General features: G+C 68.9%; 15 protein-coding genes. All 15 read left to right on the top strand.

Features of this window, described 5'->3' with window-relative positions; genetic code table 11:
• Nucleotides 1-36 precede the first annotated feature (36 nt).
• The 15 genes from EDF33_RS02635 (at nt 37) to EDF33_RS02565 (ending at nt 13920) form a co-directional block, all read left to right on the top strand.
• Nucleotides 37-1473: a CCA tRNA nucleotidyltransferase gene (locus EDF33_RS02635; RefSeq protein ID WP_132099233.1), complete on the top strand. Its 1437-nt coding sequence runs from the start codon at nt 37-39 to the stop codon at nt 1471-1473.
• A gap of 159 nt (nt 1474-1632) precedes the next feature.
• Nucleotides 1633-2016 (top strand): 30S ribosomal protein S6, encoded by a 384-nt coding sequence (gene rpsF / locus EDF33_RS02630; RefSeq protein ID WP_111083667.1) that lies wholly within the window; start codon nt 1633-1635, stop codon nt 2014-2016.
• Between the two features lie 3 nt (nt 2017-2019).
• Nucleotides 2020-2607: a single-stranded DNA-binding protein gene (locus tag EDF33_RS02625; protein ID WP_123292950.1), complete on the top strand. Its 588-nt coding sequence runs from the start codon at nt 2020-2022 to the stop codon at nt 2605-2607.
• A gap of 50 nt (nt 2608-2657) precedes the next feature.
• Nucleotides 2658-2915 (top strand): 30S ribosomal protein S18, encoded by a 258-nt coding sequence (gene rpsR / locus EDF33_RS02620; RefSeq protein WP_017887834.1) that lies wholly within the window; start codon nt 2658-2660, stop codon nt 2913-2915.
• 14 nt (nt 2916-2929) lie between these two features.
• Entirely contained in the window at nt 2930-3382 is a 453-nt protein-coding gene (rplI, locus tag EDF33_RS02615) for a 50S ribosomal protein L9 (protein WP_111083665.1), read from the top strand.
• 649 nt (nt 3383-4031) lie between these two features.
• A complete protein-coding gene (dnaB, locus tag EDF33_RS02610) occupies nt 4032-5396 on the top strand; it encodes a replicative DNA helicase (RefSeq protein ID WP_111083664.1) in 1365 nt (454 codons plus the stop codon).
• Nucleotides 5397-5686: 290 nt separating this feature from the next.
• Entirely contained in the window at nt 5687-6301 is a 615-nt protein-coding gene (locus EDF33_RS02605; RefSeq protein WP_132099232.1) for a TetR/AcrR family transcriptional regulator, read from the top strand.
• A complete protein-coding gene (locus tag EDF33_RS02600) occupies nt 6298-6675 on the top strand; it encodes an SMR family transporter (protein ID WP_132099231.1) in 378 nt (125 codons plus the stop codon). The genes EDF33_RS02605 and EDF33_RS02600 overlap by 4 nt, the downstream gene beginning before the upstream one ends.
• Entirely contained in the window at nt 6675-6989 is a 315-nt protein-coding gene (locus EDF33_RS02595; protein ID WP_132099230.1) for an SMR family transporter, read from the top strand. Before EDF33_RS02600 ends, EDF33_RS02595 begins: the two co-directional genes overlap by 1 nt.
• A 133-nt stretch (nt 6990-7122) precedes the next feature.
• On the top strand, nt 7123-7941 hold the full coding sequence (locus tag EDF33_RS02590; protein ID WP_131877907.1) for a UTRA domain-containing protein: 819 nt from the start codon (nt 7123-7125) through the stop codon (nt 7939-7941).
• A 182-nt stretch (nt 7942-8123) separates the two neighbouring features.
• Nucleotides 8124-9041, top strand: coding sequence for an ABC transporter permease (locus EDF33_RS02585; protein ID WP_132099229.1), 918 nt, complete (start codon nt 8124-8126; stop codon nt 9039-9041).
• On the top strand, nt 9038-9907 hold the full coding sequence (locus EDF33_RS02580) for an ABC transporter permease (RefSeq protein WP_132099228.1): 870 nt from the start codon (nt 9038-9040) through the stop codon (nt 9905-9907). Before EDF33_RS02585 ends, EDF33_RS02580 begins: the two co-directional genes overlap by 4 nt.
• Before the next feature lie 48 nt (nt 9908-9955).
• Nucleotides 9956-11473, top strand: a complete 1518-nt coding sequence (locus EDF33_RS02575) for an ABC transporter substrate-binding protein (protein WP_131877901.1) — start codon at nt 9956-9958, stop codon at nt 11471-11473.
• Between the two features lie 10 nt (nt 11474-11483).
• Nucleotides 11484-12158 carry an isochorismatase family cysteine hydrolase gene (locus tag EDF33_RS02570; RefSeq protein ID WP_131877899.1) on the top strand — a complete coding sequence of 225 codons (675 nt, stop codon included), beginning with the start codon at nt 11484-11486 and terminating at the stop codon, nt 12156-12158.
• A gap of 85 nt (nt 12159-12243) precedes the next feature.
• On the top strand, nt 12244-13920 hold the full coding sequence (locus tag EDF33_RS02565; protein ID WP_132099227.1) for an ABC transporter ATP-binding protein: 1677 nt from the start codon (nt 12244-12246) through the stop codon (nt 13918-13920).
• Nucleotides 13921-13970: the final 50 nt, after the last annotated feature.

Below are 13970 nucleotides of genomic sequence, written 5' to 3'. Positions count from 1 at the left end.
AACTCGGGGCCTCGATCTGGGAGGATGAGCACCGTCATGCAGTCCGTTGCCCAGGCCGTCGAACGACTCGACGCACTCGCCACCACCGAGCCCGTCGACCTCCTCGCTCGGGCCTTCGCCGACGCCGGACACGAGCTCGCCCTGGTCGGCGGACCCGTGCGGGACGCCTTCCTCGGTCGTCCCGTCACCGACCTCGACTTCACGACGAGCGCGCGTCCGGACGAGATCCTGGCGATCGTGGAGCCGATCGCGAGCACCACGTGGGACGTCGGGCGGCAGTTCGGCACGATCGCCGCTCTGGTCCGCGGCGAACAGGTCGAGATCACCACCTACCGCAGCGACGTGTACGACGGCGAGACCCGCAAGCCCGAGGTGGCGTTCGGCGACACCATCGAGGACGACCTGCTCCGCCGCGACTTCACCGTCAACGCGATGGCGCTCCGGCTGCCGGCGCGCGAGCTCGTCGACGTGCACGGCGGCGTCGAAGACCTGCTGGCCGCACGACTCCGCACCCCGCAGGCCGCCGTGGTGTCGTTCCGCGACGACCCGCTCCGGATGATGCGGGCAGCGCGGTTCACCTCGCAGCTCGGGTTCACCGTCGACGACGACGTCCGTGCCGCCATGCAGGACCTCGTCGACTCCATCGACATCGTGTCCGCCGAGCGGGTACGCGACGAACTCGTCAAGCTGCTCGGCACGGGCGACCCCGTGCCGGGCATCCGCCTGCTCGTGGACACCGGGCTGGCGCAGCGGTTCCTGCCAGAGCTGCCCGAGATGCAGCTCGAGATCGACGAGCACCACCACCACAAGGACGTCTACGAGCACTCCCTGACCGTGCTCGAACAGGCGATCGGCTACGAGGCCGAGCGGCACGCGGGCGACCCCCCGGACACCGTGCTGCGGCTCGCGGCGCTGCTGCACGACATCGGCAAGCCCGCCACCCGCAAGCTCGAGCCGGGCGGCGCCGTCAGCTTCCACCACCACGACCTGGTCGGCTCGAAGCTCGCGAAGAAGCGGCTCCGGGCCCTGCGCTTCGACAACGACACCATCGCCGCGGTCGCACGGTTGATCGAACTGCACCTGCGGTTCTTCGGGTACACCGACGGTGCCTGGACCGACTCGGCCGTCCGGCGCTACGTCCGCGACGCCGGCCCGCAGCTCGAACGGCTGCACGAGCTCACCCGCTCGGACGTCACCACGCGGAACCGTCGCAAGGCCGATCGCCTGGCGTTCGCGTACGACGACCTCGAGGAGCGGATCCGCGTCCTGGCCGACCAAGAGGAGCTGGACTCGATCCGGCCCGACCTGACCGGCGACGACATCATGCGGATCCTCGACATCCCGCCGGGGCGTGCCGTGGGCGAGGCCTACCGCTTCCTCCTCGAGGCGCGGATGGACGACGGGCCGCTCGGCGCCGACGCTGCCGAGGCGCGCCTGCGCGACTGGTGGGCCGCTCGGGACGCGACCGCCTGACGGACGCGACGGTTCTCCACAGACCGGTGGCGCGCCTCCAGGCCGTCGGGTAGTCTGTGCAGGTTGCCCGGCGCGTGTCTGCGTGCCGTGGCACATGCATCAACCCTCCTGCCCCGGGAACTGCCCGGGGCCGCTGAGACCAGAGGAGGTGGGTTCCGCATGCACCAGTACGAACTGATGGCGATCCTCGACCCCGAGATCGATGAGCGCACCGTCGCTCCCAGCCTGGACAAGTTCCTCGCTGTCATCCGCAACGACGGTGGCACCGTCGACAACGTGGACGTCTGGGGCCGTCGCCGGCTCGCTTACGAGATCGCCAAGAAGTCCGAGGGCATCTACGCCGTCGTCGACTTCACGTCCTCGCCCGAGGCCGCCAAGGAGCTCGACCGTCAGCTCGGTCTCTCCGAGGCCGTGCTCCGCACGAAGGTCCTCCGCGCCGAAGAGGGCATCGCGCAGGTCGCCGCCCAGAAGCAGCGCGACGAGGCACGCGCAGCCCGCAAGGCTGCCAACGCCTCCGCAACCGCGACCGCGAGCGCCGAGTAACCCGTGGCCGGCGAAACCGTCATCACGGTGGTGGGCAACCTCACCGCGGACCCCGAGCTGCGCTACACGCAGAACGGGCTCGCAGTGGCGAACTTCACCATCGCCTCCACGCCTCGCACGTTCGACCGTCAGGCGAACGAGTGGAAGGACGGCGACGCGCTGTTCCTCCGCGCGAGTGTGTGGCGGGAGTTCGCCGAGCACGTGGCGGGGTCGCTGACGAAGGGCTCGCGCGTCATCGCGCAGGGTCGTCTGCGTCAGCGTTCCTACCAGGACCGTGAGGGTCAGCAGCGCACGAGCATCGAGCTCGAGGTCGACGAGATCGGCCCGTCGCTCCGGTACGCGACCGCACAGATCACCCGCGCAGCGGGTGGCGGCGGCGGTCGTGGCCAGGTCGGCGGCGGCAACGGCGGCGGTCAGCAGGGCGGCGGCAACGGCGGCTGGAACAACAACGGTGGCGGCAACGCCCCCGCTGGTGGCCAGTCGGACGAGCCGTGGTCCCCGCAGGGTGGCCAGCAGGGCGGCGGCAACGCACAGTCGAACGACGTGTGGAGCACCCCCGGCGGCAACTTCGACGACGAGACCCCGTTCTGATCCTCCTGGTTCCGACGGACACACAACTTTTCTTCTAAGGACAAATCACTATGGCTGGAAAGAGCACCGGCGACCGCCGGAAGCCTCGCGGCAAGGGCGGCAAGAACGCCGCTCCCGCGAAGTCGATCAAGGTCGGCGTCATCGACTACAAGGACGTTGCGACCCTTCGCAAGTTCATCTCGGAGCGTGGAAAGATCCGCGCCCGTCGCATCACCGGCGTCTCCGTCCAGGAGCAGCGCCTCATCGCCCGTGCCGTGAAGAACGCCCGTGAGATGGCGCTCCTCCCCTACGCCGGCTCCGGCCGCTGATCGGAGGTCGACACATGTCGAAGCTCATCCTCACCCACGAGGTCTCCGGCCTCGGTTCCGCTGGTGACGTCGTCGACGTCAAGAACGGCTACGCCCGCAACTACCTCATCCCCCAGGGCTTCGCTGTCGCGTGGTCCAAGGGCGGCGAGAAGCAGGTCGAGTCGATCCGTGCCGCGCGCACCGCGCGCGAGCTCGCCACCATCGAAGAGGCACAGGACCTCAAGATGAAGCTCGAGAACGCGACCATCTCCCTGGCGGTCAAGGCCGGCAAGGACGGTCGTCTGTTCGGCTCCGTCCGTCCGGGCGACGTCGCTGACGCCGTCCAGGCGCAGGGCGTCGGCTCGCTCGACAAGCGCAAGGTCGAGGTCCCCGCGACCATCAAGACCGTCGGTGACCACGAGGCCACCGTGCGTCTGCGCGAGGACATCACTGCCGTGATCTCGCTCAAGGTCGTCGCTGCCAAGTAGCACTGACGTTCCGCTCCACGACGGGCGGGTCTCCTTCGGGAGGCCCGCCCGTCGTTGCGTTGGTGGGTTCTCCGCGTGGTGCGTGGCGCGGGGCGTGCGTGCTTTCACTTGGTGAGCAGAAAAGGTCGGGTCCCGATCCCCCACTCGACATCTTCTGCTCACCATCAACGCACGGTCGTCCAGAACGGCCGGGAGGCCCGGCTCGGCTTGCACGGGCGGGTTCGGCTTGGCTGGCTGGTTACCTCTCAGGCACGGCCCGGCTTGCTGGGAACGGCCCGAGAACACTTCCCACGGGAGGGGTGCTTGTCAAGTCGTTTTACACAGCAGAAACGTGTCAAATCGGAACCTTCAAGGCGTACTTGAACCCCACTTTTCCACACACCGTGTGAGAATGAAAACCCCTGGTCAGGTGGTCGAAAGTGTGTTCCCATGGCCATGATTCCACAGGCTCGTCCACAGTTCTCCACACAGCATTCCGGCGTGTTCCGCAATCCCTCCACAGAGTTATCCACAGGGCCGTTTGTTGGGGATAACTCTGCGGCCGTAGCTTGGCCCAGCGACTCGGGGATGTCGGTCGCTGGGGGTAGAAAGTCGTTGCAGGTGTCGGATCACTGTGTCCAGCCCTGCGTCGTTCAACAGAGGAGAGAGTGTGTCGATCGCGCATCTTGAGCCCGCACCGCAGGAGTACGCGGAGCGCGGCATGGAACGCACCCCGCCGCACGACCTGTTGGCCGAACAGTCGACCATCGGCGGCATGCTCCTGTCGAAGGACGCCGTCGCCGACGTCATCGAGACCGCTCGTGGCGTGGACTTCTACGTCCCCAAGCACGAGGTCATCTTCGACGCGATCCTCTCGCTCTACTCGCACGGCGAGCCCACCGACGTCATCGCCGTCACCGACGAGCTGACCAAGACCGGTCTGCTGTCCCGTGGTGGTGGCGCCGAGTACCTGCACAGCGTGACGAGCATGGTGCCGACCGCGGCCAACGCGGGGTACTACGCCGGGATCGTCGCCGAGAAGGCCGTCCTCCGTCGCCTCGTCGACGCCGGCACCCGCATCGTGCAGATGGGCTACGCGTCCGAAGGCGAGGTCACCGACCTCGTCAACAGCGCGCAGGCCGAGGTCTACAACGTCGCCGGTGGCGTGCAGACCGAGGACTACGTCCCCCTGACCGACGCCATCTCCGCCGCCCTCGACGAGATCGAGGCCGCCAAGGGCCGTGACGGCCAGATGACCGGCGTACCGACCGGTTTCGCGCAGCTCGACGGCCTGACGAACGGCTTCCACCCCGGACAGCTCATCATCGTCGCCGCTCGACCCGCCCTCGGTAAGTCGACGCTCGCGCTCGACCTGTGCCGCGCTGCCGCGATCAAGCACGACCAGACCGCCGCCTTCTTCTCGCTCGAGATGGGTCGCGCCGAGATCGCCATGCGTCTGCTGTCCGCCGAGACCAGCGTGCCGCTGCAGAACATGCGCAAGGGCACCGTGGACTCCCGCGACTGGACCACCATCGCCCAGACCCGTGGCCGCATCAACGACGCCCCGTTCTTCATCGACGACTCCCCCAACATGACGCTGGTCGAGATCCGCGCCAAGTGCCGTCGACTCAAGCAGCAGCACAACCTCAAGCTCGTCGTCATCGACTACCTGCAGCTGATGACCTCGGGCAAGAAGGTCGAGAGCCGCCAGCAAGAGGTCTCAGAGTTCTCGCGTGCGCTGAAGCTGATGGCGAAGGAGCTCCAGGTCCCCGTCATCGCGCTGTCCCAGCTGAACCGTGGTCCCGAGCAGCGTGCCGACAAGAAGCCGGCGATCTCCGACCTGCGTGAGTCCGGCTCGATCGAGCAGGACGCCGACATGGTCATCCTGCTGCACCGCGAGTCGGCGTACGAGAAGGACAACCCGCGGCAGGGTGAGGCCGACCTGATCGTGGCGAAGCACCGTAACGGGCCGACGGACACGATCACCGTGGCGTTCCACGGGATGTTCTCGCGGTTCGTGGACATGCCGCAGTAAGGCGGGTGCCGCCCGCCAGCTGACAAGAGTGCCAGCCAGTGCAACGAGTGCCAGCCAGTGCAAGTAAGGACGGTCTGATGTCTCCTCGCAGCTACAAGATCACCCTCGCCGTCCTCGGCGTGGCCAGCCTCTTGCTCCGCAAGTAGGCACGTCGCACCACAGAACGACCCTCAGCCGGTTGGCCGAGGGTCGTTCTGCTGTGGACCGGGGTGCTGGGGCGAACCCGTCTCACGCTGAGAGTTCACCGCCCGACTTGGCCACATGGCCAAGTACGGCGTTACGGTCGGACCATGACCCTCCAGCAAGAGCACCGCAGCGTCGAGGAACGGCGCGAGCAGCTCGTCGACGCCGCGATCGCCGTCCTGCGCGACGGCGGCATCAGCGCGGTGACCACCCGCGCGGTCACCGCCCGCGCTGGCCTGCCGCACGGCGCTTTCCACTACTGCTTCGCATCGAAGGCGCCGCTCTTCCGTGCCGTGCTCGAACGCCAGCTCCGCACGGCCATGGCGGTCGCGTTCGCACCGCCGGTCACGCGGCTCGACCTGGAGGCCCGGATCGCCTCCGGCCTGTCGGCCCACCTCGCGCAGACGCGCGACGACCCAGCGACCGCACTCGCCGTCGTCGAGCTGGTCACCCACTCACGGCGCGACCCCGACCTGCAGAACCTCGCCGCGTGGGAGCAGCACGCGTACCTCGACGCCGTCCGCGAGCAGGTCGACGAGTGGACCGCCGAGGACGGCATCCGCTGGGCAGTGCCGGTCGAGCACGTCGTCCGGCTGCTCATCGCGACCGCCGACGGCATCGGCTCGACGTGGCTCGCCGACCGGGACGATGCTGCGGCGGATGCCACCGTCCGGGTCGCGGCACGGGCGATCGCGGCCCTGGCGGACAGGACCGGCGCATGAAGTGGCTGTTCCTCGGGACCGCGATCGTCGCCGAGGTCACCGGAGCGCTCTCGATGCAGGCCGCAGTCGACAAGCCCGGGTGGTACGCGCTCGTCGTCGTGGGCTACGTCGCCGCGTTCGCGATGCTGATCCTGGTGCTGCGCGCCGGCATGGCGGTGGGCGTCGCCTACGGCATCTGGGGAGCCTCTGGTGTCGCCCTGACCGCGGTGCTCGCGGCCGTGCTGTTCGGGCAGGCACTCACGCTCACCATGGTCGTCGGCATCGCGCTCATCGCTGCCGGGGTGCTGCTGGTCGAGATCGGCTCGCAGCGAGCCCTCGCCGCACGGAAGCGCGAGGCGCCACAGGGTGGTATGACGCAGCGGGGGGCGTTCTGATGGCGTGGGTCCTGCTCGCCGTCGCGATCGTCTCCGAGGTCGGTGCCACGATCAGCCTCAAGCTCGCCACCGACGGCAGGAAGGTGTTCTTCGTGCCCGTCGTCATGGGGTACCTCATCGCGTTCAGCCTGCTCGCCGTCGCGTTGACGCTCGGCTTGCCGATCGGTGTCGCCTACGGGATCTGGGCCGCGACCGGTGTCGCGCTGACGGCGATCCTGGGGCGGGTGCTGTTCCGCGAACCGTTGACGTTGCTCATGCTGGGCGGCATCGCGCTGATCATCGCCGGGGTGTTCCTGGTCGAGCTCGGACACTGACCCCTGCGTTCGGCCGGCTGCACGGCGTAATCAACACGTAACGCTCCGGGGTAGTTGCGCGACACGCGTCGTCCATAAGCTCACCTGCACCGAGGGGCCGCTGGCACTGTCGGCTCCGGACCGGAGGATCGACGTGTACACGCAGACCGAACTCACCGAGGCCATCGCCCGAGCCCGGAGCGGCAGTGGCCAGAGGATCCGCGAACTCCTGCAGTCCTCCCCGCGACGGGCCCACGTGCTCCTGCGGGCGAGCATCCGGCGGGGCGTGCTCGCGGCCGGGCGTCCGGTCGAGGAGCAGAGCCTCACCATGTCGATGATGATGAGCCGGAGCAGCATCCGGTCGGCGCTGTCGATGCTCGGTGCCGAGGGGCTCATCGAACGACGACAGCGCATCGGGACGAGCGTCGTGGCCTCGATCTCCGAGCTGCCGCTGCTGGAGCTCCTGCCGATCGGCGGATGGACCCGCGCCGAGGAGGACCCGGACCGGCCCTCCGTTTCCCTCGAACTGACCGAGCTGGAGCGCGCGCCCGTGCTGGCCGACGAACACATCCGGAGCCGGCTGGAGATCGACGATGAGTACGTGCTCATGCGCGAGGACCTCGTCACCCGCGGTGGCGAACCGCTCGGCGTGCTCGTCGGGTACTACCCGATGGACGCGCCGGACCTGCTCGTCGACGACGACGACCGGGACGCCCGGCTCAACGCGATGCGGCAGGTCGCGTTGTCGCACGTCGAGGCGACCGTGGAGGCGGTGAACTGCGACGAGCGCACCGCCAAGGTCCTGAAGGTCGCGGTCGGTGCCGCGATCCTGGTGCGCGAGACGCTCGTGCGCGGTGCGGACGGTCGCGTCGGCATGCTCGCCTACGGCCACTACCGCGGCGACCGTGTGGCGCTGTGGGCGAAGCACGACGACGTTCCCGCGATGCTCAAGACACCGACGCCTCCCCGCTGAGCAACGCGGTACGAACCGAGACCGCCGACAGCGGCGGAAACGCCCTCGATCGGCTTGCCCATGCGGATCGACGGCGCGCAATCAACCGTTACCGACAGGTCACGGTGCGGAATCAATCGGTCCGTAGCGTCACCTGCACACCGAGGTGACCACCTCGTACCCGCTCAAGGAAGGACCGTCACATGGTGCGGTTCATCGGCTCCCGCGTCGCGCGGATCGTCGTCACGGTCCTCGCGGTGCTCACGTTCGCGTTCGTGCTCGCCCGGCTGACCGGGGACCCGGTCCGGCTCATGCTGCCGGACCAGGCGACGCAGGCCGACGTGGACGCCGCCCGGCACAGCCTCGGGCTCGACCGGCCGCTGCTCGTGCAGTACGTCGACTTCATGGCGGGTGCGTTCCGGGGTGACCTGGGCGACTCGATCCGGCAGGGTCAGTCCGCACTCGGCCTCGTGCTCGAGCGGCTGCCGAACACCGTCGAGCTCGCCCTGACCTCGTTCGTCATCGGGTTCGCGCTCGCAGTTGCCCTGGCGGTCGTCGCCGAGACGACCGGCAGCAAGCGGCTCCGGTCGACGCTGATGTGGCTCGCGACGGTCCGGCAGGCGATCCCGCCGTACCTGTTCGGCATCCTGCTGGTGCTCGTGTTCTCGGTCTCCCTGGGGCTGCTCCCCGCGATCGGCCGCACGAGCTACGCGAGCTTCGTGCTCCCCGTCGCGACGATGGCGACGTTCGAGGTCGCACTGTACCTGCGGCTGATCTCGTCCTCGTTCGACGAGTCACGGACCCTCGACTACGTCCGGACTGCCCGCGCGAAGGGCGTCCCCCGAGGCCGGATCGTCGTGCGGCACATGCTCCCGAACGCCCTGCTGCCCGTCATCACGATCGCCGGCATCAACCTCGGGGTGCTCATGGGCGGCACGGTCGTGCTCGAGATGGTCTTCAACTGGCCGGGCCTCGGCCGGCTGATCGTGCAGGGCGTGACGGAGCGCGACTACCCGATCGTGCAGGCCGGCGTCGTGCTGATCGCCGTGCTCTTCGTCGGCATCAACTTCATCGTCGACATGCTCTACGCGGTGCTCGACCCGCGAGTGAGGCTCTCATGACCCAGGCAACGAACCGGCTCCGTTCCCGCACCCAGGCACGGTCCCTCACCGCGGGACTCGTCGGCGCGGCGCCCTCGCTCGTCGTCGCGACCGTCATGCTCGTGATCGTCGGACTCGTCGTCGTGGTGGTGCCGTTCCTGCCCGGGTTCAACCCGTACACGCAGGACCTCGCGAGTGCGCAGCAGACGCCGTTCACGAGCGGTGCCCACCTGATGGGGACGGACGCACTCGGCCGTGATCTGCTCAGCCGGCTGTCCGTGGCGACCCGGACGTCGCTCGTCGTGGCCTTCGGCGCCGTGCTCATCTCGATGGTCCTCGGGCTGGCGATCGGGCTCGTCGCCGGGTGGCGCCGCGGTCGTCTCGACGCGTTCCTGATGGGCGTTGCCGACGTGCAGCTGTCGATCCCGGTCGTCCTGCTCCTCATCGTGCTGGTCGCCGCGCTCGGTTCGAGCACCACCCTGCTGGTGGTGATGCTCGGCCTGACGAACTGGGTCGGCTACGGCCGCGTCTCGCGCTCCATCGCGGTGTCGCTGCGGGAACGCGAGTTCGTCACCGCCGTGACCGCGGCCGGCGGGTCCGGATGGTGGGTCATCAGCCGCCACCTGCTGCCGAACGTGCTCCCGCAGATCGCGATCCTCGCGGCGTTCGAGGTCGGCACCGTGATCACGATCGAGTCGTCCCTGTCCTTCCTCGGCCTCGGCATCCAGCCGCCGACCCCCAGCCTCGGAGGACTCATCGCCGACGGCCAGAACTACCTGCAGACCAACCCAGCGCTCGTCGTCCTGCCCGCCCTGATGATCCTGATGGTCATCGGTGGGGTCCAGTTCGTCTCGCAGGGCCTGTCCGCGCGCCGTTCGCGTCGCTGACCGCTCGTCCCACCCCCGCACCCCTGACCCGGAAGGGACCACCCCCTCATGGCATCACCCCGGATCCACCGACTCCTCGCTGCAGTCGGCCTCACCGGCACCGCAGCACTCGTGCTCACCGGCTGCTCGGGCTTCTCGTCCGCCGACACCGGCAGCGGCTCGACCACCAAGGACACCGTCACCGCCGCCCTGACCGCCGAACCGTCGACCCTCGACCCGGTGTTCGACACGAACCTGCAGTCCCTCAACGTCTTCGAGAACGTCTTCGACCAGCTGACGACCATCGGGGCGGACGGCAGCGTCGAACCGGGCCTGGCGACCGAGTGGACCCACGACGACGCCCTGACGACGTGGACGTTCACGCTCCGTGACGACGCCGAGTTCTCCGACGGCTCCCCTGTCACCGCCGACGACGTCGTGTACACGTACGAGACGGCGATGAAGGACCCCGAGTCGAACCTCGGCGGCTACATGACCGCGATCGACTCCCTCGAAGCGACCGACGACACCACCGTCGTGTTCCACCTCAACACCGCGTACGCGCCGTTCGACCGCCAGGTCACACTCGTGTCGATCCTGCCGGAGGCGATCTACGCCGAGGGTGCGAAGGCGTTCGGGCAGAAGCCGGTCGGCTCCGGTCCCTACGAGGTGGTGAAGTGGACCCGCGGCGACTCCATCACCCTGAAGCGGAACCCGGACTACTGGGGCAAGCAGGGCACCTACGAGAACGTCGTCTTCCAGTTCGTGCCGGACGAGACCACCCGCGCGAACTCGGTGCAGTCCGGCGACCTGGACATCGCGCTGCTCGGACCGGCCAGCGTCGACACCGCGGAGTCGTCCGACGCGATCGACGTCGTCGACACGAAGTCGAACCGGGTCATCTACACCGGCTTCAACGCGACCGCGAAGTGGCTCGACGACGCCGACTTCCGCAAGGCCGTCAGCCTGGCTGTCGACCGCGACGCGATCTCCGAGAAGCTGATGGCCGGGACCACCGAGCCGGCCAGCCAGCTCGTCGCCTCGGTGACCCAGGGCTACGACGACTCCATCGAGCCGACGGAGCAGGACGTCGCGAAGGCGAAGCAGCTCGTCGAGGCCTCCGGGTACGACGGGTCCGCCATCACGCTGAGCTACCCGACGACGACCCTGCCGCAGATCCAGCAGCTCGCACAGTCGATCCAGCAGTACCTCGAAGCGGTCGGTATCACGGTGGAGCTCGACGGCCAGGAGTTCTCGACGTTCTCGTCGAACTGGTTCTCGAACAAGTTCTCCGGTCTGTACATCTACGCGTTCGCCCCGTCGGTGCTCGACGCCGACCTTCCCCTGACCATGCTCACCAAGTCCGGCGGCCAGGGCTACGCGAAGAACGCAGAGATCGACGCGCTGCTCGAGAAGGAGCTCGCAGAACCCGACGAGGACGCCCGGAACGCCGACCTCGGGCAGGTCTCGGCGATCGTCGACGAGAACACGTACTACGCACCGCTCATCGCCGACACCTACACGTACGGCGTCACCAAGGGGCTCGACTGGACGCCCCGTCCCAACGGCATGATCCTCTTCAACTAGGAGTCGCACGATGACCACCACCATCCCCACCGAGAACACCGCCGTCATCGTCGTCGACATGCAGCGCGCGTTCTTCGACAACGACGACTCGCTCGGCCGCGCCGGCATCGACGTCACCCCGCTGCGGCACGCGATCCCCGGCACCGTCGCCCTCGTCGACGCCGCACGTGCTGCCGGCGTGCCGGTGATCTTCACCCGCTACGTCTACAGCCCTGGCATGGTCGACTTCGGTGTCACGAAGGGTGCGAAGGCAACCGACCGGATCGCCGCGAACTCGCTCGGGTACGGCACCGACGAGATCGAGCTCATCCCCGAGCTCGGAGCCCGACCCGACGAGGTCGTGATCGACAAGTCCCGCCCGAGTGCGTTCTACGGCACCCGGCTCGAACCCGTCCTGACCGGCATGGGTGTCCGCAACCTCGTGGTCTGCGGTGTGACGACGAACATCTGCGTCGAGACCACCGTCCGCGACGCGGGACAGCGTGACTACGCCACGTACGTCGTGCGGGACGCGGTCGCCGAGTTCACGCCGGAGCGCAACCACTTCGCCCTGTTCGGCATGGGCTGGTCGTTCGGCGAGGTCGTCGAGCTCGCCGACGTCGAGACCTCGTGGGGCGGCACACCGTCCTTCGCAGGCACGCCCCAGCCGCGTGTGGAGACCCCGCTCCCCACCGTCGCGGTCTAGTCACCACCCCAGCGCGGGCCGGCCGCAACGGCCGGCCCGCGCCCCTCTCCTCGCACGCTCCGCTCCTGTCCCGAAGGCAGCCCCCATGACGCAGCAGCCGCTCCTGTCCGTCCGCGACCTGGCCGTGACGTTCACGACCCCGTCCGGTGAGTTCGAGGCGATCCGCCGGGTGTCGTTCGACCTCGCCGCCGGGGAGACCCTGGCGATCGTCGGCGAGTCCGGCTCCGGCAAGTCGACGACGGCGGCCAGCGTGAACCGCCTGCTCGCCGAGAACGGCCGGATCTCGGACGGCAGCATCACCTTCGACGGGGTGTCGATCCACGATGCCCCCGAGCGCACGATGGTCGGCATCCGGGGCAAGGGCGTCGGCCTGGTGCCACAGGACCCGATGTCGAACCTCGACCCGATCCACCGTGTCGGCACGCAGATCCGCGAGGCACTCGAGGTGCACGGCATCGCCAAGGGCGCGGCGGCACGGATCCGTGTCGTCGAGCTGCTCGAGATGGTCGGGATCCCCGAGCCGGAGCGCCGTGCACGCCAGTACCCCCACGAGCTCTCCGGCGGCATGCGGCAGCGGGTGCTCATCGCGATGGGGCTCGCCTGTCGTCCCAAGCTCCTCATCGCCGACGAGCCGACGAGTGCCCTCGACGTCACCGTGCAGCGGACCATCCTCGACGAGCTCGACCGGCTGACCAGTGAACTCGGCACCGCCGTGCTCCTGATCACCCACGACCTGCCGCTCGCCGCCGAACGTGCCGACACGATCCTCGTCATGTACCGCGGGGACGTCGTCGAGCAGGGCCGCGCCGCCGGGATCCTGGCGCGTCCGCAGCACGAGTACACGCAGCGGCTCCTCGCGGCCGCCCCGGACTTCGGATCCGTCCGCCTCGTCGGGGACGGCCCTGCGACGACGGTTCACCGTCCGACCGGCCCCGACCTCGCGGTGGCGGCGGCCGAACCGCTCGTCCGGCTCACCGACGTCCGCAAGGAGTACCCGATCCGCTCGAGCGGCTGGCGGCGGCAGGACCCCTTCGTCGCAGTGACCGGCTCGACCTTCGACATCGCACGCGGTGAGACGGTCGCGGTCGTGGGCGGCTCGGGGTCCGGCAAGTCCACGACGGCGAAGATGGTCCTCGCGCTCGAGCACCAGACGAGCGGCTCGATCACCTTCGACGGCGCCCAGCTCTCCGGGCTGCGCGGCGGCGACCTGATGCGGTTCCGCAGTCGCGTGCAGCCGGTGTTCCAGAACCCGTACGGCTCGCTCGACGCCCGCTGGACCGTCCGTCGGAGCATCGAGGAACCGATGGTGCTGCACGGCATCGGCGACGCCGCAACGCGGAAGGCCCGCGCCCTCGACCTGCTCGACCGGGTCGCTCTGCCGGCGGCGACCGCGGACAAGCTGCCGAACGAGATGTCCGGCGGGCAGCTCCAGCGCGTCGCCATCGCCCGCGCCCTCGCACTCCAGACCGACCTGGTCGTCCTCGACGAGGCCGTCTCCGCGCTCGACGTCGTGGTGCAGGAGCAGATCCTCGAGCTCCTCGTCGAGCTGCAGCAGGAACTCGGTCTGGCGTACCTGTTCATCAGCCACGACCTCGCCGTCGTCCGGATGGTGTCGCACCGCGTGCACGTCATGGACCACGGGCAGATCGTCGAGTCCGGCACCCCCGACCAGATCTTCGGTGCCCCGCAGCACGAGTACACCCGGACGCTGCTCCGGGCGATCCCCGGAGCCCGCGTGCTGGACGACGACCGCGCGGCCTGAGCCGGGCCCTGCGACCGGCTGCCCCGGGAGGCGCGCCGACCCACCGGACC

It is taken from the genome of Curtobacterium sp. PhB146, assembly GCF_004342995.1.
Classification (GTDB): Bacteria; Actinomycetota; Actinomycetes; order Actinomycetales; family Microbacteriaceae; genus Curtobacterium.
This window is presented reverse-complemented; position numbering and strand designations above follow the sequence as displayed.